This is a genomic window from Nocardia sp. NBC_01499 (assembly GCF_045040275.1).
Classification (GTDB): Bacteria; Actinomycetota; Actinomycetes; order Mycobacteriales; family Mycobacteriaceae; genus Nocardia.
Genome location: NZ_CP109426.1, coordinates 2,110,588 through 2,129,521 on the forward strand (window position 1 = coordinate 2,110,588; position 18,934 = coordinate 2,129,521).

The window sequence follows — 18,934 nt, forward strand, 5'->3', positions numbered from 1 at the left end:
CCTTTGCCGGTATCCGCATGCCCGCTCGCGGCACAGACGTCCGGCCGGTCGCCTGGGCAGGCAACCGGCCGGATGACTAGTGCGTCAGGCTTCGTCGAGCAGCTCGGCGGTGACGGCGGACTCGGTGTCAGGGATGCCGAGCTCCTTGGCGCGCCGGTCCGCCATCGACAGCAGGCGCCGAATCCGGCCCGCCACAGCGTCTTTCGTCATCGGCGGGTCGGCGAGCTGGCCGAGTTCCTCCAGCGACGCCTGACGATGCTGCACGCGCAGCTTGCCTGCGGCGGCGAGATGGTCGGGCACGTCGTCGCTGAGGATCTCCAGCGCGCGCTCCACCCTGGCGGCCGCGGCGACCGCGGCCCTGGCCGAGCGGCGCAGGTTGGCGTCGTCGAAGTTGGCAAGCCGGTTGGCGGTGGCCCGTACCTCGCGGCGCAGCCTGCGCTCCTCCCAGACGATGCGGGTGCCGTGCGCACCCATCCTGGTGAGCAGCGCGCCGATGGCCTCGCCGTCGCGCACCACGACCCGGTCGGTGCCGCGCACCTCCCGTGCCTTGGCGGTGATGCCGAGCCTGCGGGCCGCGCCGACGAGCGCGAGCGCCGCCTCCGGACCAGGACAGCTGACCTCCAGCGCGGAGGAGCGACCCGGTTCGGTGAGCGAACCGTGCGCGAGAAACGCTCCGCGCCAAGCGGCTTCGGCGTCCGCGATGCTGCCGCCGACCACCTGGGCCGGCAGGCCGCGCACCGGACGACCGCGCACATCGAGCAGCCCGGTCTGCCTGGCCAGCGCCTCGCCCTCCTTGGACACGCGCACCACGTAGCGGGAGGTCTTGCGCAGACCGCCCGCGCCGAGCACGTGCACGTCGGAGCCGTAGCCGTATAGCTCGAAGATCTCCCGGCGCAGCCTGCGGGCGATGGAACCCATGTCCACCTCGGCCTCGACGATCACCCGCCCGCCGACGATGTGCAGGCCGCCCGCAAAGCGCAGCAGTGCGGACAGTTCCGCCTTGCGGGAACTGACTTGCGACACCGTGAGCCTGCTCAGCTCGTCTTTCACATCGGCTGTCATCGCCACGAGACGCGCTCCTTTCCACCCAACCCGGAACGCACATCCTGACCCATGTGCCGTCCCTCGACTCGAAGCCCTGCCATTTGCGGCCGAGGTTGCCGGATCAGTTGATCCAGTGCGGCGGCAAGCTTTCCGGGGTGATGCCGGTCCGTCCCCGCCTCGGCGACATCGGAGAAGGTTACCCGTGCTCGCAGCTGTTCGGCAGCTCTCGCCACATGTTCTCTTTCGCGACCCTCGGGCACCGACCCCGAATCGACCAAAACTTCGTCGACCACGAATTCCGGTGCGTGCTGGGACAATACATGCAGGTGCCGTTCGGCGGAGAAACCCGCCGTCTCACCGGGCTCGGCGGCGAGATTCAGCACGAGAACTTTTCTGGCTCGGGTGTACACCAGCGCCTCTCGTAGTTCGGGGACGAGCACATGGGGGATGACGCTGGTGAACCAGGATCCTGGTCCGAGAACGACCACGTCGGCGTGTTCGATGGCCGAGGTGGCTTCCTGGCTCGCTGGCGGGTCGGACGGTATCAACCGAACCCGCCGGACCTTGCCGGGCGTGGTCGCGATGGCGACCTGACCGCGAATGCAGCGGCTGACGCGTGGATCCGCTTCCAGCCCAGCCACATCCGCTTCGATATCGAGCGCGATGGGTGACATCGGGAGCACCCGTCCGGTGATGCGCAACATCTTCGCGAGTTCATCCAAGGCGGCCACGGGGTCGCCGAGCACCTCGGTCAATCCGGCCAGGATGAGGTTGCCGACCGAGTGCCCGGCCAGCGCGCCGGTGCCGCCGAAGCGGTGTTGCACGGTCTGCGTCCAGATGCCGTCGGACTCGGCGGCCAGCGCGGCGAGCGCCATGCGCAGGTCACCGGGCGGTAGCACGCCTAGTTCGGCGCGTAGGCGACCGGACGAACCGCCGTCGTCGGCGACGGTGACGACCGCGCAGATCTTTCTGGTCAGCCGCCGGATCGCGGTGAGAGTCGCGTAGAGCCCGTGCCCGCCACCCAGCGCGACAATGCTGGGATCGGATTCCCACCCTGTCATTCGCGCCCCAGATCCCGATGCACGACCCGCACCACGTCGGCTGATCCCTCGGTCACGCCGGTGACCTCGCTCATCAGTTCGCCGAGCGCCTCGGCTATCGCCACGCTGCGGTGCTTGCCTCCGGTGCAGCCCACTGCCACCGTCATGTATCGCTTCCCCTCTTGGCGGTAACCGTCCATCGTCAGATCGACCAGGTGGTGGCAGGTACGCAGGTAATCGTCCGCGCCGGGGCGCGACAACACGTACTCGCTCACCACTGATTCCTGACCAGTGTGTTCCCGCAATTCCGGTATCCAATGTGGATTAGGTAGAAAACGCACATCCAACACCATGTCGGCGTCCAGTGGAACCCCATGCTTGAAGCCGAAGGACTGCACGGTCAGCTGCAGCGCGCTGGGCGCGCCGCCGCCGAAGGCCTCCTCCAGCTTGCGATGCAGCTGGTGGATGGACAGTTCGGTGGTGTCGATGACCAGGTCTGCCGCGGTTTTCACGGCCGAGAGCCGGACTCGTTCCGCGGCGATGCCCGCCGAGAGCGTGCCGTCCTTGCTCTCGCTCTGCAGCGGGTGGCGGCGGCGGGCAAAGCCGAAGCGGCGGATCAGCACATCGTCGGATGCTTCGAGAAACAGCACCCTGGTTTGGATGCCGAGTGTGCGCAACTGGTCGGTGACCACCGAGAGATCGCCGGTGAAGAACCTGCTTCGCACGTCCATCACCAGGGCAAGGCTCCGGATCGGCGGCTCGGCGGAGGAGCCGAGTTCGACCATCCGGCCGATGAGTTCCGGCGGTAGGTTGTCGGCCACGTACCAGCCGAGATCCTCGAGCACGCGGGCGGCGGTGCCTCGGCCCGCGCCGGATAGTCCGGTCACGATCACGACCTCGACCTGCGGGTTCGACGCCGCGACAGCGCTCGAGGGGCTGGCCCGCCCCTCGGTCTGTCGCGGATTGCCCGCAGTGTTGTTCGATTCGACGCGTGTCATGTCCTACCGGATCCGTCTCTTGGGTACCTCTCGAATCATCCCGCACCTGTCCCGGTATCGGGCGCAGACATGCGCGATTACCTTCCGTAGCGCAGTGGACGGTTCACAAACATGCATTGGAACCGTACCGAGGATATAGGTGGATGGCAGCGAAGCCGATGATTCCGATGTTTCTCACCCACCCTGCAGTGCCGCGAGCACCGCTTTGGCGGTGGCCAGGCCGATGCCGGGGACCTCGGTGATCTCCTCCACCGTGGCCTGTTTGAGCTTGGCGACGGAACCGAAATGGGTAACCAATGCGGTTCGGCGCGCCGCACCGAGGCCGGGCACCGAGTCCAGCGCGGACGCGGTCATCCGGCGGGAGCGTTTGCTGCGGTGGAAGGTGATCGCGAATCGATGTGCCTCGTCGCGGACCCGCTGCAACAGGAACAGGGCCTCGCTGTTGCGCGGCATGATCACCGGGTCGCTCTCCCCCGGCACCCACACCTCTTCTAGGCGTTTGGCCAGGCCGATCACCGCGACATCGGTGATGCCGAGTTCGTCGAGCACCTCGGCCGCGGCCGCGACCTGGGGTGCGCCGCCGTCGACGACGTACAGATTGGGCGGGTAGGCGAACTTGCGTGGGCGGCCGGTGTCCGGATCGATGCCGGGGCGGGCGAGGAGATCCGGTGTGCCGTCGATGTTCTCAGCCTCCGCCAGATCCTCGCTCGCCATCAGGTCGCGTTCCTTTTGCAGCTTGTAGAAGCGCCGCCTGGTCACCTCCCTGATGCTGCCGACGTCGTCGGAACGGCCGTCGCCCGCGGCCTCCTTGATCGTGTAGTGGCGGTACTCGGATTTGCGGGCCAGGCCGTCCTCGAATACGACCAGCGAGGCGACCACGTCGGTGCCCTGCACGTGGCTGATGTCGACACATTCGATCCGCAGCGGGGCGCTGTCGAGTTCGAGCGCGTCCTGAATGGCTTGCAGCGCAGCCGATCTCGAGGTGAGGTCGCCCGCGCGCTTGAGCTTGTGCTGCTGCAGGGCCTCCATCGCGTTGCGCTGCACGGTCTCGGCGAGGGCCTTCTTGTCGCCGCGCTGAGGTACCCGCAGCTGCACGGTCGAGCCGCGCAGGTTGGACAGCCATTCCTGGATCTGGTCGGCGTCGGCGGGCAGTTCGGGGACCAGCACCTCACGCGGAACCACGGTGGCCGGTTGCTCGGCCTCGCCGAGTTCGGCGACCGAAACCTGTTCGCCATAGAACTGGGTGAGGAACTGCTCGACCAGCACGGCCAGCTCGCTGCCCGCCTCGGGGGCGTCGATGGCGTCGCCGGACTTGTCGACCACCCAGCCGCGCTGGCCGCGGACCCGGCCGTCACGGACGTGGAAGATCTGGACCGCCGCCTCCAACTCGTCGGTGGCGAAGGCGATCACGTCGGCGTCGGTGCCGGTGCCGAGCACGACGGCCTGCTTCTCCAGCGCGCGGCGCAGCGCCTGCACGTCGTCGCGCAGGCGCGCGGCATTCTCGAAGTCGAGGTCCTCGGCGGCGTCCTGCATGCGGCGCTCGAGCTGGCGCACCATACGGTCGGTGCGCCCGGCCAGGAAGTCGCAGAAGTCCTCGACGATCTGGCGGTGTTCCGCGGCGCTGACCCTGCCGATGCACGGCGCCGAGCACTTGTCGATGTAGCCGAGCAGGCAGGGGCGCCCGATCTGGTTGTGCCGCTTGAACACTCCGTTGGAGCAGGTGCGCGCGGGGAACACCAGCAGCAGCAGATCGAGGGTTTCCCTGATCGCCCAGGCATGCGCGTAGGGGCCGAAGTACCGGACACCCTTCTTGCGCGCGCCGCGGTAGACGAACAGCCGGGGGAACTCCTCGTTCAACGTGACGGCGAGCACCGGGTACGACTTGTCGTCGCGGTACCGCACGTTGAAGCGGGGGTCGAATTCCTTGATCCAGTTGTATTCGAGCTGCAGCGCCTCCACCTCGGTGGAGACGACCGTCCACTCGACGCTCGCGGCCGTGGTGACCATCTGGCGCGTGCGCGGATGCAGCGACGCGACGTCGGCGAAGTACGAGTTGAGCCTGCTGCGCAGGCTCTTTGCCTTGCCGACGTAGATGACCTGCCGATGTGCGTCCCGGAACTTGTACACGCCGGGTTCGACGGGGATCGTGCCCGGCTTGGGCCGGTACGTCGCTGGATCTGCCACCCACCAAGCCTATCGAGCACGTCCGACAGGTACGGCACAGCGCCGGGTGTCGGCCGGGTTCAGCCCGCGGGCGGTGTTGCGATTCGGCCGGTCACGCGGCGCCTCGCCGAAACACACTGCACGACTTGAGGTTCGCTGCCCGACCCGTTTCGCCCTGCTGCAGGCCGCGACCTCAGGATTCGTAGACGGCGAACCATGCCTTGGTTTCGGCGCGGTTCAGTTGGTAGACGATGGCGATCGTCGCGCCGAGCGAATAGAGCACCGCCACTATCCACGGCTCGAACGGCACTTCGCCGGGGTGGGTTCCCCAGCCGACCATGGCCTGCGCGAGCGCCAAGATGATCGCCAGCACACGCACGCCGCTCGCGCCACGGACGAACCCGCAGGCGACGAGGGCGAGCAGCCAGCTGAACAGGAATTGAATCGCCGCGCCACCTGCGGCTTCACCCCCGAACGCCAGCCCGATGATCACCGAGTAGGCGAGACCGAATCCCGCGAGACCCCACGCCGCCTCCCGCGCTTCCCTGGCGGGCTCGGGCAGCACATCCCATGCCCACAGCTTCTCGGCGACGGCTAAATCCTCGTCCGAAAACTCCGCGCCCACGGCGCCCCCCACTTCCCGATCCACACTCTCGGCCCGAATCAACGGGCGCGCGGGCAGAACGGTAGATCACCACGAGGAGTCGGACAACTCGGGCACCGAATTCGTGACCGGAAAAAGATCCGACCGTGATCGGTGACCGGAGCCGGGGATCACTGATAGCGCGAAAGTCCGTGCTCGCGTAGGGCGTCGAGGAGTCCGGTCGGGCGTTCCTGGGTGGGTAGCGGGTGTACCAGGGCGAATCGGCAGCCGAGGGCGGTCGCGCCGCCGTCCGCCTCGGCGCTGTCGCCGATCATCAGGGCGGCCTCGGGTTCGACACCGAGTTTGTCGAGGGTGGCGGCGAAGATGCGGGGATCGGGTTTCATCGCGCCGATCTCGAAGGAGAGGGCGAAGGCGTCGACGTATCTGTCCCAGTTCCGCGAGCTGAAGGCGGGGCGGATGTCGAAGGCGATATTGCTGATTACCGCGACCTGAATGCCTTGGGCCGCAAGCAGAGTCAGCACTTCTTCGGCGTCGGGGTAGGGCGTCCAGGACATCGGATCGATCAGGCGCCGGTAGAGGAAGTCCGCCTGATCGTCGGTCGGCACGCCGGACTTACGCAGGACTGCCATATAAGCCTGTCGATGCAGCTTGGGGTCAAGATCGCGGTTGTCCCAGGCGTACTGGCCTTCCGTGCCGAACTGCACGAGTTGCTCGACCGGCGCTGTCATTCTGCGCAGGATCTCGGCCTTCTCGTGCACGTCGAAGGCTCGACCGTCGGCCGCGACCAGATGGTCGACCCACCAATCGTCCTCCTCCAGTCGAAACAAGGTCCCGGAATAGTCGAAGAGCACCGCCTCGATGGTCACCGGACCAGCCTACCGATCGGTGCGCGGTGGGCCAGGTCGTCGCAGGCCGCGGTGGTGCCGATCGGGCCGGACCGGGACGACAAGCGGTGCCGCGCAATCGAGTTCATCCCGGTAGCTGGGAAATCGACGCCCCTTGATGGGACGAATCCGCCCTCGGCGAGGCGATGGACCTCTGGTACGACAAACCATCCCCCGGTGTCGGTGCCGGGAGTTAGAGTCCCCCCATGAGGCGCGCGCGAGGAACGTGGACGGGTGTTGCGGCGGCGGTGCTGCTCGCTCTCGGGACGGTCACGGCCTGTACGTCCGACGAGAACACGGCGGGCGGCGTCTGCGACACCGTGCCGAACGGAACACCGGTAGCCGCGACACCGACCGGTGCCGCGGGCGGCACGACGCAGAACATCAGCACCAACCCGGAGATCTCCACCGGCTACCGGTCGGGCATGACGCCGGTGCACACCAAGACGTTCGCGGTGTCGACGGCCAACCCGGTGTCGACGAAGGCCGCGTGCGCGGTGTTGCGCGACGGCGGCACCGCCGCGGACGCGCTGGTCGCGGCGCAGGCGGTACTCGGGCTGGTCGAGCCGCAGGCGTCGGGCCTCGGCGGCGGCTCGTTCCTGATGTACTACGACGCCGCGACCAAGTCGGTCGACGCCTATGACGGACGCGAGGTCGCGCCCGCCGCGGCCACCGAGAACTATCTGCGCTGGGTCAATGACGTCGACCGGTCCCAGCCGAAGCCGAACACGCGAGCCAGCGGTCGATCCATCGGCGTGCCCGGCGTTTTGCGGATGCTGGAGATGGCGCATCGCGATCACGGCAAGACCGGCTGGCGCGAACTGTTCGACCCGGCGATCCAGCTCGCCGATCACGGTTTCCCGATCAGCCCCAGGATGGCCGAACAGATCGGGGAGTCGGCCAAGGATCTCGCCCTCGACGATGCCGCGAAGGCGTACTTCCTGAATCCGGACGGCACCGCCAAGGCCGCCGACACCGTGCTCACCAACCCGGCGATGGCGAAGACGTTGGGTGCCATCGCTTCCGATGGCGCCCAGGCCTTCTACACCGGCGCGATCGCGGCCGACATCGTGCAGGCCGCGACCACGACCTCAGGCGGCCGCACCCCGAGCCTGATCACGACCGCCGATCTGGCGAACTATCAGGCGAAGAAGCGCACCGCCCTCTGCACCACCTATCGCACGCACGAGATCTGCGGCATGCCGAGTCCCTCATCCGGCGGGATCACCGTCGCCTCGACCCTCGGCATCCTGGAGAACTTCGATCTCGCCGCGCTGCCCCCGGACAATCTCGGGTCCGGTGTCGAGGCCCGCAACGGTGGCAAACCGAAGGCCGACGCGGTCCACCTGATCACCGAGGCCGAGCGCCTCGCCTATGCCGACCGCAACAAGTACGTGGCCGACACCGATTTCATTCCGCTGCCTGGCAATTCACCGCAGACCCTGCTGAACAAGGACTACCTGAAGCAGCGCGCCGCACTGATCGACCGCGGTCACAGCATGGGTACCGCACAGCCCGGCGACTTCGGCCCCGTCCCGCTCGGCGTCGGCCCGCAGCCGCCCGAGCACGGCACCAGCCACCTCTCCGTTGTAGACAAGTACGGCAACGCGGCCTCGATGACCACCACGGTGGAATCGGCGTTCGGCTCGTTCCACATCGTCGACGGATTCGTGCTGAACAATCAGCTCACCGACTTCTCCGCCGACCCGCTCGGCACCGACGGTGTCCCGGTGGCCAACCGCGTCCAGCCCAACAAGCGCCCGCGCAGCTCGATGGCCCCGACCTTCGTGTTCGACAAGGCCGCCGACGGCTCCCGCGGCGCCCTCACCCACGTGACCGGCTCTCCCGGCGGCTCGGTGATCATCCAGTTCGTCGTGAAAACCCTGATCGGCATGCTGGATTGGGGCCTCGACCCGCAACAGGCCGTGTCCTCCCTCTCCTTCGGCGCCGGCAACAGTCCAGAGACCGACCTCGGCGGCGAACACCCGAGCATCATCACCGCCGACAACGGCAACAACGATCCCTTGGTCACCCGTCTCCGCCAACTGGGCCACCAGGTCTCGCTAGCTCCCCAATCCAGTGGCCTCAGCGCATTGCTACACGACGGCACCGGCTGGGTCGGCGGCGCCGATCCACGCCGCGAGGGCGCGGTCCTCGGCGACCCGCGCTGAGCAACAGCCACGCCACCATGTCCCGTTGGTCATGTGGCGCGGCCTGGTCAGCGGGACAGGAGCATCGGGTAGACGACGGGGCCGTGGTCGATGGCCAGCTCACCTTGTTGGACGAAGCCGAAGCGCTCGTAGAAGCGGAGGTCCGCGCGGGAGTGGGAGATCAGGAAGCAGGGCTCTACAGAGCTGGCGAGGCGTTGCTCGAGCAGGGATGAGGCGAAGCCCTTGCGCTGTGCATCCGGCCGGGTGCCGACGGCGGCCAGGTACAGGTGCGGGGTTTCGGGGCGGACGTCTTCTATTTGGCGGGATGCCGCGAGTGCGCGCGGGAGGCTGCCCTTCAACGCGCGGAACAGCGTGAACGGCTTGGCGATCGACGCGACCACACCGGCGGGTTCCCACAGCGCGACGCTGACGATGTTGCCGTCCTCGTCACACATGGAATCGACCATGCCGGTCTCGGTCCGCGACGCGATGCGCGAATCCCAGAACAGTGGCAGCGCGTGCTGCCGCAGCGCAGGACGCTGCCAGAAGTAGGTCATCAGCGGATCCTCTGCGAAGGCCGCCGCAAGCACGAACGCACCGGTCTGCATACGTGCAGGTTAACGGCCATCGCGCCGCCAACCCCGACACCAACCCCCGACACGCGCGCCGCGTCGCAACGGTGGCGCCGCCGGTCACTCCTGTTCGGCGGTGTACCTCGCGCCCAGCTCGCGGAGCTTGTCCATTGCCTGGGCGGCGCGCTCCTTGTCGTTGGAGCGGATGGCGAGCATGGGGACGTAGTCGTCGTTGACGAGTTCGAGGCGGGCCCAAGCTTTTTTGTCGGGGAAGGTGACGCCGAGCACGGTGTTCCAGGGGAAGTCGCTGTCGCCCAGGATGTTTCGGACCGAGACGCCGGAAGGTCCGACGCGGACCCTGGGGCGGGTGAGCAGGAGAACGGCGGCGGCGATGAGCAGGCCGATGCCGATCATGGCGAGCTGGTCGGCGACGCGGAAGTTCACTCCGGTGGAGCCGGTGCGCAGCCAGATGCCGCCAGCGAGGAAGGCGATGGCGATGACGGCGGCGACGATTCGTGCGGTGAACACCGCGCGGTGCGGGCGGACCTCGAGGTCCCACTCCGGCGTATCACCCTGTCCCACAACGGGTTCGGCGTTCCTTCGGAAAATGCGGACGACCGGCATCAGTTAACGTGCACCTCCGCGTGAACTGCGGCGACGCGCAGTGGGATCGACTCGGCGGCAGGACGCGCCCGGCCCCGAGCGGCATGACGCAGCGAGAGGGACCAGCCCGCTCACTAGACGGACTGCCGCAGCGAGCGCAAGGTGAGCGCGGCATCGAGCGCCGCCGCACACGCCTGCTCACCCTTGTTCTCGGCGGAACCGGGCAGCCCGGCCCGGTCCAACGCCTGCTCCTCGTCGTTGGTGGTGAGCACCCCGTTCGCGACGGGCGTGCCCGCGTCCAGCGAGACCCGGGTGAGCCCGGCCGTCACCGCGTCACACACGTACTCGAAATGCGGTGTGCCACCACGAATCACCACGCCGAGCGCGACGACCGCGTCGTGCGTGCGGGCCAGTTCCTGCGCGACCACCGGCAGTTCCATCGCGCCAGCGCAGCGGACCACCGTGACGTGCAGGACGCCGGCGTCCTTGGCCACCTGCTCGGCGTTCGCCACCAGGGTGTCGCAGATCGTGGTGTGCCAGCGCGACGCGACGATGCCGAGTTTCAGATCCTTGGCATCCGCGAGCGCGAAAGTCGGTACGCCGGTACCGCTCATCGATGTCAGCCTCTTTCGTCAATTAGCGGGCGGACTCGCCCAGATCGATGTCATCGAGCCCGATCAGGTCGTGGCCCATCCGGTCGCGCTTGGTCCGCAGGTAGCGCAGGTTTTCGGCGTTGGCGCGCAACGGCATCGGCACCCGCTCGGTGATCTTCAGCCCGTACCCGTCCAGGCCGACCCGCTTGGCCGGATTGTTGGTGAGCAGCCGCATCGAACGAATCCCGAGGTCGACCAGGATCTGCGCGCCGGTGCCGTAATCACGCGCGTCGGCGGGCAGCCCGAGCTCCAGGTTCGCATCGACGGTGTCGTGGCCGGAGTCCTGCAGCTGGTAGGCCTGCAGCTTGTGCATCAGCCCGATGCCGCGCCCCTCGTGCCCGCGCATGTAGAGCACCACGCCGCGGCCTTCCTCGGCCACCATCTCCAGCGCGGCGTCGAGCTGCGGACCGCAGTCGCAGCGCAGCGAGCCGAACACGTCGCCGGTGAGGCACTCGGAGTGCACCCGCACCAGCACATCGTCGCCGTCGGCGAGATCGCCGCGCACCAGCGCGACATGCTCGACCTCGTCGTAGATGCTCTGGTAGCCGACGGCCATGAATTCGCCGTGCGCCGTGGGGATCCGCGCCTCGGCGACCCGAACCACGTGCTTCTCGTGCCTGCGCCGCCAGGCGATCATGTCGGCGATGGAGATCAGCGCGAGGTTGTGCTCGTCGGCGAAGACGCGCAGCTCCTCGGTGCGGGCCATGTGGCCCTCGTCCTTCTGGCTGACGATCTCGCAGATCACACCCGCCGGACGCAACCCGGCCATCCGGGACAGATCGACCGCGGCCTCGGTGTGCCCTGGCCGACGCAGCACGCCGCCGTCCTTCGCGCGCAACGGCACCACATGCCCAGGCCGGGTGAAGTCGTCGGCCTTCGCCTCGACGGAGGAAAGTAGTCGCATGGTGGTGGCGCGGTCGGCACCGGAGATACCGGTCGTGATGCCCTCGCGCGCGTCGACCGACACGGTGTAGGCGGTGCCGTGCTTGTCCTGGTTCATCGCGTACATCGGCGGCAAGCCGAGCCGATCGCAATCGTCACCCGTCAGCGGCACACAGATATAACCGGAGGTATAGCGAATCATGAAGGCCACCAGCTCAGGGGTGGCCTTCTCGGCCGCGAAGATGAGGTCGCCCTCGTTCTCGCGGTCCTCGTCGTCGACGACGACGACCGCCTTACCGGCGGCGATGTCGGCGACTGCGCGCTCGATGGTGTCGAACCTGGTCACGTCTGTTGTGCTCCATCTCGAAATAGGTCCGCCCCTACACTACTGTGTTGGATCTGCAGCGCCTGCGGCGCTGCGTGTTCGCGCCCCCCTTAGTCTTGCGTCCGAGCGGCCGAGACTCGCGCCTGCGGCGCATGCGCTTCGACCACTCGGACGCAAGACGGGCCGCGAACGGCGCTCGAAAGCCTCGCGCGTGTCGGTCGTTTCCGCTGCGATCGAACTATCGCAGCCGCACGATCAGTCATGCTCACCCGCGCTGCTGCAGGCGCTCGACATACTTGGCGATCACGTCCACCTCTAGATTGACCGTCGTGCCGACGGTGGCAAAGCCGAGGTTTGTCAGGGCAAGTGTGGTGGGAATGAGGGATACCTCGAACCAGTCCTTGCTGTCGGCTTCCGCGGGCTCGTCGGCGACGCCGAGACCGGAGACGGTGAGCGAGATGCCGTCGACGGTGATCGAGCCCTTTTCCACCACGTAGCGGGCGATCGCATCGGGCAGCGAGATGCGCACCACCTCCCAGTTCTCCGAGGGGGTGCGGGAGAGCACGGTGCCGGTGCCGTCGACGTGGCCCTGCACCAGGTGTCCGCCGAGCCTGCTGTTGAGCGCGGCCGCGCGTTCCAGGTTGACCTTCGAACCGTTGTCGAGCTTGCCGATGCTGGAACGGTTCAGCGTCTCCTGCATTACGTCGACGGTGAACGAATCGCCGCCGACCACCTCGACGACGGTCAGGCACACGCCGTTCACCGCGATCGAATCACCGTGCCCGGCATCGGAGGTCACCAGCTCGCCCCGGATCGTCAGCCGGGCGGCGTCGGCCAACCGCTCGGTGGCGACGATCTCGCCCAGTTCCTCGACGATGCCTGTGAACATCCCATGACTCCCTGTCGCCTCGTTGTCCCCGGGTTGCGGAACAGTCCGGCCGCGGCCGGTATTCCCGCCGGTCGGTGCCGCTGGACCTCAGCTTAACGACGGCTCGTCGTAGCCGACAGCACGGTTCCGCCCAGGGAACCTTCGGACCGCGTCCCGGCAACCGCCGAGGGAATCAAACCGCCAGCCAGGGGACGGGCGCGTGAGCCAACGACCAATAACGAATTAATGCCGAATGAAGTTCGAGCATACGGAAATATCGCCCATTCAATGTCAGCGATAATTGTTTGTACGCATTATTGATACCGCAAAGTTGCGTTTTGCAGACTTCTGGCAACCCGCGAAACCTTCACATACCCAGTTGCAACACACTTTTAACGTTTGCTTGCGCCGTGACCGAAATAGAAGCAATATTGTTATGTAGCTGATTCCGACCGTTCAACTTCCGAACCGAGCAGTTCGCAACGGAACCGTTCGCCCCGGTGGTGCCCGTACGACCGTCAGGAAGTTCGACCAAGGGATTGTCCACCACTCGAGGAAGTCAGATAACCACAGTGGTTCAAATCAAGTTCGACACAGTTGGGGGCGCGGAGTGACCACTCTTCTCGATTCGACGCTGGAAGTTCGCTGCGTGCAGTATCGGCGCGAATTGCACCTGCCCGCCTCGATCGATCCGACCTCGCGTCGCATTCTGCTGCATATCGGCGCACATTACGGTGCGATCACCATGCCCGCCGATCTCGGCGAGCGGGTGCAGCAGCGGCTCGAAAAGGCCGCCATCGCGGGACCGGTGGTCGATCATCCGCGCGCCAAGCGCTGGACCTTCCTGACCGGCCCGTACCGTCCGGACACCCTGAGCGCCGCGGTCTCCGCCGAGCTGTTCCGGATGTACGCGACGGTCGCCTGCACCGGCAGCCAGGTCGTGCTGCCCTCACCGGACGACGAGCACACCGGCTATCGCACCTGGATCCGCCCGCCCGAGACGGCGACGACCCGGCCCCCGCTCAACGCGGTGATCGAGGCGACCCGCGCCATCGGCACCCGCAAAGTCCGCGCGCTGTAAGCGCTTTCGCGGATCAGATAGAACGCAGCGCGGCGGCTTGCCCGCGCAATGCCTCGACGGCGGCACCGGGATCGGCCGTGTTGTACACAGCGGACCCGGCGACGAAGCAGTCGATGCCCGCCTCCGCGGCGGCCTCGATCGTGTCGGTGTTGATGCCACCGTCGATCTCCACCAGCAGCCGCAGCTCGCCCGCGTCGACCAGCCTGCGCACCGTGCGCGCCTTGTCGAGCACGTCGGCGATGAAGGACTGCCCGCCGAAACCGGGCTCGACGCTCATCACGAGCAACGTGTCGAACGAGCGCAGAATCTCCAGGTACGGCTCGATCGGTGTGTTCGGTTTCACCGAGAGACCGGCCTTGGCACCCGCCGCGCGAATATCGCGGGCCACCGCGATCGGATCATCGGTCGCCTCGGCGTGGAAGGTCACATTGTGCGCACCCGCCTCGGCGTACGGCGGTGCCCAACGGCCGGGGTCGTCGATCATCAGGTGGCAGTCCAGCGGAATATCGGTCGCCTTCAGCAGGCTCTGCACCACCGGTAGTCCGAGGGTCAGGTTCGGCACGAAGTGCGCGTCCATCACATCGACGTGCAGCCAGTCCGCACCGGCCACCGCGCGCGCCTCGTCCGCGAGGTGCGCGAAGTCGGCGGACAGGATGGAGGGGGCGATCATCGGGACGGCCGGACGCGCGTAAGTCGGGGTGGACACAACGTCGCAGTCTATCGGTAGTGAGGGTTGTCCAGCGCGGGAGTGGGTAGCCTGATGAGGGTGATCAACATTTCGGCGGAACAGGGGCTGTACAGCACCCCGGTGGAGATTCGGGTGGCCGCGTCGGTCACACAGCTGCCCATCGTTCGTGGGCTCGCCGAAACTCTGGTCCTACTAAGCGATTTCACGCTGGACGAGGTGGCCGACATCCGGCTCGCCGTCGACGAGGTCTGCTCGACGCTGATCGCCGTCGCCGGACCCGACACCAGCTTGAACTGTCGATTCACCGTCGGCGAGACCGAATTGCTGGTCCACGTCAGCGGGATCGCTGCCAAGGCGGGCTTACCGGATCAGCGCAGCTTCGGCTGGCATGTGCTGCGCACGCTCACCGATGAGGTACAGGCGACACAGGATTCATTCGACGAGACGGTTTCCGGATATCCGACGACGGTCGAGTTCCGTCGGGTCCGGGGGAAAGCGTAGTGGCGGACGAGGACACCGTGTTCGACTCCGATCGCGACGACAACGCCGACACCGTCACCGATGAGGCGGAGACCCCCGCCGACGACGAAGCGGAGACCGTCACCACCGAGGACGCCGCCGAGGAAACCGAAACCCTCGAAGCCGTAAAGACGGTAGCCAGCTATGACGACGTCGGCCTGCTCTTCGAACAGCTCGGCGCGAGCAAGCCGGGGACCGCGCGGCACACCGCGATCCGCGCCGAACTGATCAGCCGCTGCATCCCGCTTGCCGATCACATCGCGCGCAAATTCAGCGGGCGCGGTGAGCCGTTCGACGATCTCACCCAGGTGGCGCGGGTCGGGCTGGTGCACGCGGTCGACCGTTTCGACGTCGAGCGCGGTTCGAACTTCCTGTCCTTCGCGGTGCCGACCATCATGGGCGAGGTTCGCCGGTATTTCCGCGACAACACCTGGGCGATGCGGGTGCCGCGACGGGTCAAGGAGACCCATCTGCGGATCGGCGCGGCGATCGACGCGCTCTCGCAGCGCCTCGGCCGGTCACCGACCGCCAAGGAGATCGCCGCCGAACTCGACGTCGACCCGGACGAGGTGACCCAGGCCGTCATCGCGGGCAACGCCTACCAGCCGAGTTCCATCGACGCGGCCACCCTCGGCCGCGACACCGACGCCTCGCTGCTCGACACCCTCGGCGAGGAAGAGACCCAATTCGACCGGGTCGAAGAGTATGTCGCGATTCGCCCGCTGCTGGCGGGACTGCCGGAGCGGGAGCGGCGGATCCTCACGATGCGGTTCTTCGAATCGATGACGCAGACCCAGATCGCCCAGCAGATGGGCATCTCGCAGATGCATGTCTCGCGCATTCTCGCGAAAACCCTTGCGCGGCTGCGGGAGCAGTCCAGCCGGGAGTAGCTCAGTACGTTTGGAACTCCCGCTGTCCGCGCACCTTCGGCGGGGCGGTGAGCCACCATGCGTCGTCGAGCATCTCGCGAAGTTGTTCGGGGGCAACGCGGTTCAGGTCGACGAGGATGTAGGGGTGGCCGTCGTAGTGCGGGGTGGTGTAGAACGCCGGATCGCCGGAGGCGAGTAGCGCTTCCTTCTCGGTGAGATCACATACCAGGGCCAAACCGCCTTCGCCGCGCAGCAGGCCGAAGCCCTTGTCGCCGACTTTGAGTGCCGGGCTTCGCCACCACGTCGATTCCTCGACACCCGGGAGCTTGGTCGCGAGTGCGACCACGTCTTGCCACGTCAGAGCCATGACTGTCAGTGTGCTTGATGACCGGGCGCACAGGCTTGGACGAATGGAACCACATCGGGGTTTATGCATCGGAGCTCGGTTGCGCGCTCGGCGACCGAGCCCCGATGCTGAGCCGGTGGCTACTCGCCCCAGGGAGATACTCCCGCTGTCAGCAGTTCCAGTTCGGTGATGCCGGTCGCTTGACGTTCCTTGGTGAGCAGGTTGCCGAGGGAGAAGATCGGGGCGCTGTCGTCGGAGCGAGCGGCGTGGTCGACGATCGCGTCGGTGAGGACCTTCACCATGTTCAACCGGGGGTAGGCGGCGTGGATGGCCGCCTGATATTCGTCGGTGAGGTCCGCGTTGTAGCCGATGTCCATCTTGCTGCCCTCCGCCGTCAGGTACGGCAGCAGACCGCGCCGCTCGGCGATGCCCTCGGAGGTGTGAAAGGCGATCGCCTCCCATACCCGGTCCACGTTCACGGCGGGCGCACCGTGCCGGGTGAGCACCTCCGCGGCGATGTCGGCACCTTCGACCTCGAAGCGCGCCCTACCCGTGGCCCGACTACCGGTGCCTAGGTCGTGCATCACCGACGCCGCGAACACCAGCTCGCGGTCGTAGTCCGGGTCGTTCGTCAGTCCTTGATGCTTGGCGAGCAGTTCGGCGAAGAGGAAGCTACGCACGCTGTGGTTGGCGATCGGCTCCGGCAAGGAGCTCCACACGACCGCCATAACCGCATCCGCAAGCGAGGTGCACGGCAGATCCAGGGAGAATTCCATGGCGGCGAGAGTATTCGGCTATGAGTCAGGGTTTGCGCAGGGCCGCCATGAACATAGCGTCGGTGCCGTGGCGGTGGGGCCAGAGTTGGACGGTTGGACCGTCGCCCAGGTCCTCGACGCCGGGGAGCAGTGCTCGGGTGTCGAGTTGTTCGGCGCCGGTGCGGCGGACCGCGTCGGCTACCACCACCATGGTTTCCGAGAGGTGGGGCGAGCAGGTGGAGTAGAGCAGGACGCCGCCGGGGCGGAGCAGATCCCATGCGGCGGTGAGCAATTCGCGTTGCAGGGTGACCAGTTCGGCGACGTCGGCGGGGGTGCGGCGCCAGCGGGCCTCGGGGCGGCGGCGCAATGCGCCGAGACCGGTGCACGGCGCGTCGACCAGGATGCGGTCGTAACCGGGGGTCAGTCCGCTGTCGCGGCCGTCGGTGACGTGGACGTCGACGGGCATGCCCTGCACGGACTTTCGGACGAGTTCGGCGCGATGCTCGGCGGGTTCGACCGCGTCGACGCGGAAGCCGTCGATCGCGGCGAGCGCGCCGAGCAGCGCGGCTTTACCGCCAGGTCCCGCGCAGAGGTCGAGCCAGCGGCCGCCGTCCGGTCCGTTCAGCGGGGCGCGGGTCAGCGCGAGCGCGACAAGTTGACTGCCTTCGTCCTGCACACCGGCCATGCCGTCGCGGACCGGCTCGAGTTTGCCGGGGTCACCGCCGTCCAGGTAGACCGCGTACGGCGACCAGCGGCCCTCTTCGCCGCCGGTGACCAGCGCCAATTCCTCGGCGGTTATCTCACCGGGTCGAGCGACGAGGTGCACCGCGGGCCGCGCGTCATCGGCGGCAAGCGCGTCACGCAGCTCCCCCGCCCGCGCACCGAGCGCATCGGCGAAGGCCTGGGCGATCCACACCGGATGGGCGAACTCGAATGCCAACCGCCCCACCGGATCCCGCGGCGCGAGCTGCTCCACCCATTCCTCGACCGTCTTCTCCCCGGCCCGGCGGAGCACCGCGTTCACGAATCCCGCCTTGCCGGCACCGAATTCGGCGCGCGCCAGCGCCACCGAGGTATCCACCGCCGCGTGCGCCCCGATCCGGGTCCGCAGCAGCTGATACACCCCGAGCCGCAACACATCCAGCAGCGGCCCGTCGATCTCCCCGATCGGCCGCCCCGCCCCCGCCTCGATCACCGCGTCGAGCAGCCCACGCGAACGGCACGCCCCATACGTGAGCTCGGTAGCCAACGCCGCGTCCCGCCCCGTGATCCGACGATCCCGAAGCAGCCCGGGCAGTACAAGATTCGCGTACGCGTCCCGCTCCCGCACCGCCCGCAACACATCGCGCGCGACGAGCCGAGGGGCGTCGGCGGGATCATTCGCACCGGGACGTCCGCCCGAGGCCGACCCCCGATCCTTGACGCCACCACCCTGTTTCGCCGACGCGGTGGACTTACCCGACGCATTGGTCGAACGAGCGCCACCCCGTGGGGACTGCCCGTCGCGTCCCGCCGCGGACCAGCCAGCCGATCCACCGGCCGAACGCGAACCGCCCTGCGCCCCGCGCCCTGCTAACGACCGGCCGCCGCCCGCGTCACCTTTCGCCGATCCGGCATCGCGCCCAGCGTTCGAACGCCCAGCCGATCCACCGGCCGAGCGCGAACCGCCCTGCACCGAACCGCCGCGCCCGGAATCCGACCGGGTAGCACTACCACCCGGATTCGATGCGGCCGCACGGCGAGCGGGTCGTTCACCGCTCGATTCGTCACGACTCCATTTCGCCTGTGCGGGCCGCTGATTCGCGCTGCCGTTTCGCCCGCGCGAGTCGTCACGCCGTGGGGCGGAATCTCCCGTACGCGGGTTGCCCGTTCGGGCAGCCGCATTCCCGC

At 67.5% G+C, this 18,934-nt stretch carries 19 protein-coding genes; 4 read left to right on the forward strand and 15 right to left on the reverse strand.

Annotated features, from left to right (window positions below; genetic code table 11):
* Positions 1-84: 84 nt before the first annotated feature.
* The 6 genes from whiA to OG203_RS09625 all read right to left on the reverse strand — a co-directional run bounded on the left by whiA (position 85) and on the right by OG203_RS09625 (position 6,715).
* Positions 85-1,068 carry a DNA-binding protein WhiA gene (gene whiA / locus OG203_RS09600; RefSeq protein ID WP_040736336.1) on the reverse strand — a complete coding sequence of 328 codons (984 nt, stop codon included), beginning with the start codon at positions 1,066-1,068 and terminating at the stop codon, positions 85-87.
* The gene (gene yvcK / locus OG203_RS09605; RefSeq protein WP_405165327.1) at positions 1,059-2,105 is read right to left on the reverse strand and encodes a uridine diphosphate-N-acetylglucosamine-binding protein YvcK; all 1,047 of its coding nucleotides are present in this window, start codon (positions 2,103-2,105) and stop codon (positions 1,059-1,061) included. Before yvcK ends, whiA begins: the two co-directional genes overlap by 10 nt.
* Positions 2,102-3,082: an RNase adapter RapZ gene (rapZ, locus tag OG203_RS09610; protein WP_405165328.1), complete on the reverse strand. Its 981-nt coding sequence runs from the start codon at positions 3,080-3,082 to the stop codon at positions 2,102-2,104. The genes yvcK and rapZ overlap by 4 nt, the downstream gene beginning before the upstream one ends.
* Before the next feature lie 174 nt (positions 3,083-3,256).
* A complete protein-coding gene (gene uvrC, locus OG203_RS09615) occupies positions 3,257-5,266 on the reverse strand; it encodes an excinuclease ABC subunit UvrC (protein WP_405165329.1) in 2,010 nt (669 codons plus the stop codon).
* A 172-nt stretch (positions 5,267-5,438) separates the two neighbouring features.
* Entirely contained in the window at positions 5,439-5,882 is a 444-nt protein-coding gene (locus OG203_RS09620; protein ID WP_405165330.1) for a hypothetical protein, read from the reverse strand.
* Between the two features lie 137 nt (positions 5,883-6,019).
* Positions 6,020-6,715 (reverse strand): HAD family hydrolase, encoded by a 696-nt coding sequence (locus OG203_RS09625; RefSeq protein ID WP_405165331.1) that lies wholly within the window; start codon positions 6,713-6,715, stop codon positions 6,020-6,022.
* A gap of 224 nt (positions 6,716-6,939) precedes the next feature.
* Here OG203_RS09625 and OG203_RS09630 point away from each other — a divergent pair, with 224 nt between their 5' ends.
* Positions 6,940-8,904 carry a gamma-glutamyltransferase family protein gene (locus OG203_RS09630; RefSeq protein ID WP_405165332.1) on the forward strand — a complete coding sequence of 655 codons (1,965 nt, stop codon included), beginning with the start codon at positions 6,940-6,942 and terminating at the stop codon, positions 8,902-8,904.
* 47 nt (positions 8,905-8,951) lie between these two features.
* On the opposite strand, the gene OG203_RS09635 is transcribed toward OG203_RS09630, so the two are convergent.
* The 5 genes from OG203_RS09635 to OG203_RS09655 all read right to left on the reverse strand — a co-directional run bounded on the left by OG203_RS09635 (position 8,952) and on the right by OG203_RS09655 (position 12,807).
* A complete protein-coding gene (locus OG203_RS09635; RefSeq protein WP_405165333.1) occupies positions 8,952-9,491 on the reverse strand; it encodes a GNAT family N-acetyltransferase in 540 nt (179 codons plus the stop codon).
* Between the two features lie 84 nt (positions 9,492-9,575).
* Positions 9,576-10,037 (reverse strand): PH domain-containing protein, encoded by a 462-nt coding sequence (locus tag OG203_RS09640; protein WP_405165334.1) that lies wholly within the window; start codon positions 10,035-10,037, stop codon positions 9,576-9,578.
* A 155-nt stretch (positions 10,038-10,192) separates the two neighbouring features.
* Positions 10,193-10,672, reverse strand: coding sequence for a 6,7-dimethyl-8-ribityllumazine synthase (gene ribH, locus OG203_RS09645; RefSeq protein ID WP_405165335.1), 480 nt, complete (start codon positions 10,670-10,672; stop codon positions 10,193-10,195).
* A gap of 22 nt (positions 10,673-10,694) precedes the next feature.
* Positions 10,695-11,939, reverse strand: coding sequence for a bifunctional 3,4-dihydroxy-2-butanone-4-phosphate synthase/GTP cyclohydrolase II (locus tag OG203_RS09650; protein WP_405165336.1), 1,245 nt, complete (start codon positions 11,937-11,939; stop codon positions 10,695-10,697).
* Between the two features lie 244 nt (positions 11,940-12,183).
* Positions 12,184-12,807, reverse strand: a complete 624-nt coding sequence (locus tag OG203_RS09655) for a riboflavin synthase (protein ID WP_405165337.1) — start codon at positions 12,805-12,807, stop codon at positions 12,184-12,186.
* A gap of 589 nt (positions 12,808-13,396) precedes the next feature.
* Between OG203_RS09655 and OG203_RS09660 the strand changes: the two genes are divergently transcribed.
* Positions 13,397-13,867, forward strand: coding sequence for a hypothetical protein (locus tag OG203_RS09660; protein ID WP_405165338.1), 471 nt, complete (start codon positions 13,397-13,399; stop codon positions 13,865-13,867).
* A gap of 13 nt (positions 13,868-13,880) precedes the next feature.
* Here the strand turns inward: OG203_RS09660 and rpe are convergent, their stop codons facing one another.
* The gene (gene rpe / locus OG203_RS09665) at positions 13,881-14,537 is read right to left on the reverse strand and encodes a ribulose-phosphate 3-epimerase (protein ID WP_405167811.1); all 657 of its coding nucleotides are present in this window, start codon (positions 14,535-14,537) and stop codon (positions 13,881-13,883) included.
* Positions 14,538-14,633: 96 nt separating this feature from the next.
* Here rpe and OG203_RS09670 point away from each other — a divergent pair, with 96 nt between their 5' ends.
* Entirely contained in the window at positions 14,634-15,056 is a 423-nt protein-coding gene (locus OG203_RS09670; protein ID WP_405165339.1) for an anti-sigma factor, read from the forward strand.
* Entirely contained in the window at positions 15,056-15,964 is a 909-nt protein-coding gene (locus OG203_RS09675; protein ID WP_405165340.1) for an RNA polymerase sigma factor SigF, read from the forward strand. The genes OG203_RS09670 and OG203_RS09675 overlap by 1 nt, the downstream gene beginning before the upstream one ends.
* 1 nt (position 15,965) lies before the next feature.
* Here the strand turns inward: OG203_RS09675 and OG203_RS09680 are convergent, their stop codons facing one another.
* From OG203_RS09680 to OG203_RS09690, 3 genes are all read right to left on the reverse strand, one after another.
* Positions 15,966-16,310 carry an MmcQ/YjbR family DNA-binding protein gene (locus tag OG203_RS09680; protein WP_405165341.1) on the reverse strand — a complete coding sequence of 115 codons (345 nt, stop codon included), beginning with the start codon at positions 16,308-16,310 and terminating at the stop codon, positions 15,966-15,968.
* Between the two features lie 119 nt (positions 16,311-16,429).
* The gene (locus OG203_RS09685) at positions 16,430-17,065 is read right to left on the reverse strand and encodes an HD domain-containing protein (protein WP_405165342.1); all 636 of its coding nucleotides are present in this window, start codon (positions 17,063-17,065) and stop codon (positions 16,430-16,432) included.
* Positions 17,066-17,090: 25 nt separating this feature from the next.
* Positions 17,091-18,719, reverse strand: a complete 1,629-nt coding sequence (locus tag OG203_RS09690; protein ID WP_405165343.1) for a transcription antitermination factor NusB — start codon at positions 18,717-18,719, stop codon at positions 17,091-17,093.
* Positions 18,720-18,934: the final 215 nt, after the last annotated feature.

What these genes read in the sequence shown, in the direction of transcription:
- OG203_RS09630 (WP_405165332.1), top strand. Translation starts at nt 6,940, where the DNA reads ATGAGGCGCGCGCGAGGAACGTGGACGGGTGTTGCGGCGGCGGTGCTG.
- OG203_RS09680 (WP_405165341.1), bottom strand. Translation starts at nt 16,310, where the DNA reads ATGGCTCTGACGTGGCAAGACGTGGTCGCACTCGCGACCAAGCTCCCG.
- OG203_RS09635 (WP_405165333.1), bottom strand. Translation starts at nt 9,491, where the DNA reads ATGCAGACCGGTGCGTTCGTGCTTGCGGCGGCCTTCGCAGAGGATCCG.
- yvcK (WP_405165327.1), bottom strand. Translation starts at nt 2,105, where the DNA reads ATGACAGGGTGGGAATCCGATCCCAGCATTGTCGCGCTGGGTGGCGGG.
- ribH (WP_405165335.1), bottom strand. Translation starts at nt 10,672, where the DNA reads ATGAGCGGTACCGGCGTACCGACTTTCGCGCTCGCGGATGCCAAGGAT.
- OG203_RS09655 (WP_405165337.1), bottom strand. Translation starts at nt 12,807, where the DNA reads ATGTTCACAGGCATCGTCGAGGAACTGGGCGAGATCGTCGCCACCGAG.
- rpe (WP_405167811.1), bottom strand. Translation starts at nt 14,537, where the DNA reads ATGATCGCCCCCTCCATCCTGTCCGCCGACTTCGCGCACCTCGCGGAC.
- rapZ (WP_405165328.1), bottom strand. Translation starts at nt 3,082, where the DNA reads ATGACACGCGTCGAATCGAACAACACTGCGGGCAATCCGCGACAGACC.
- OG203_RS09685 (WP_405165342.1), bottom strand. Translation starts at nt 17,065, where the DNA reads ATGGAATTCTCCCTGGATCTGCCGTGCACCTCGCTTGCGGATGCGGTT.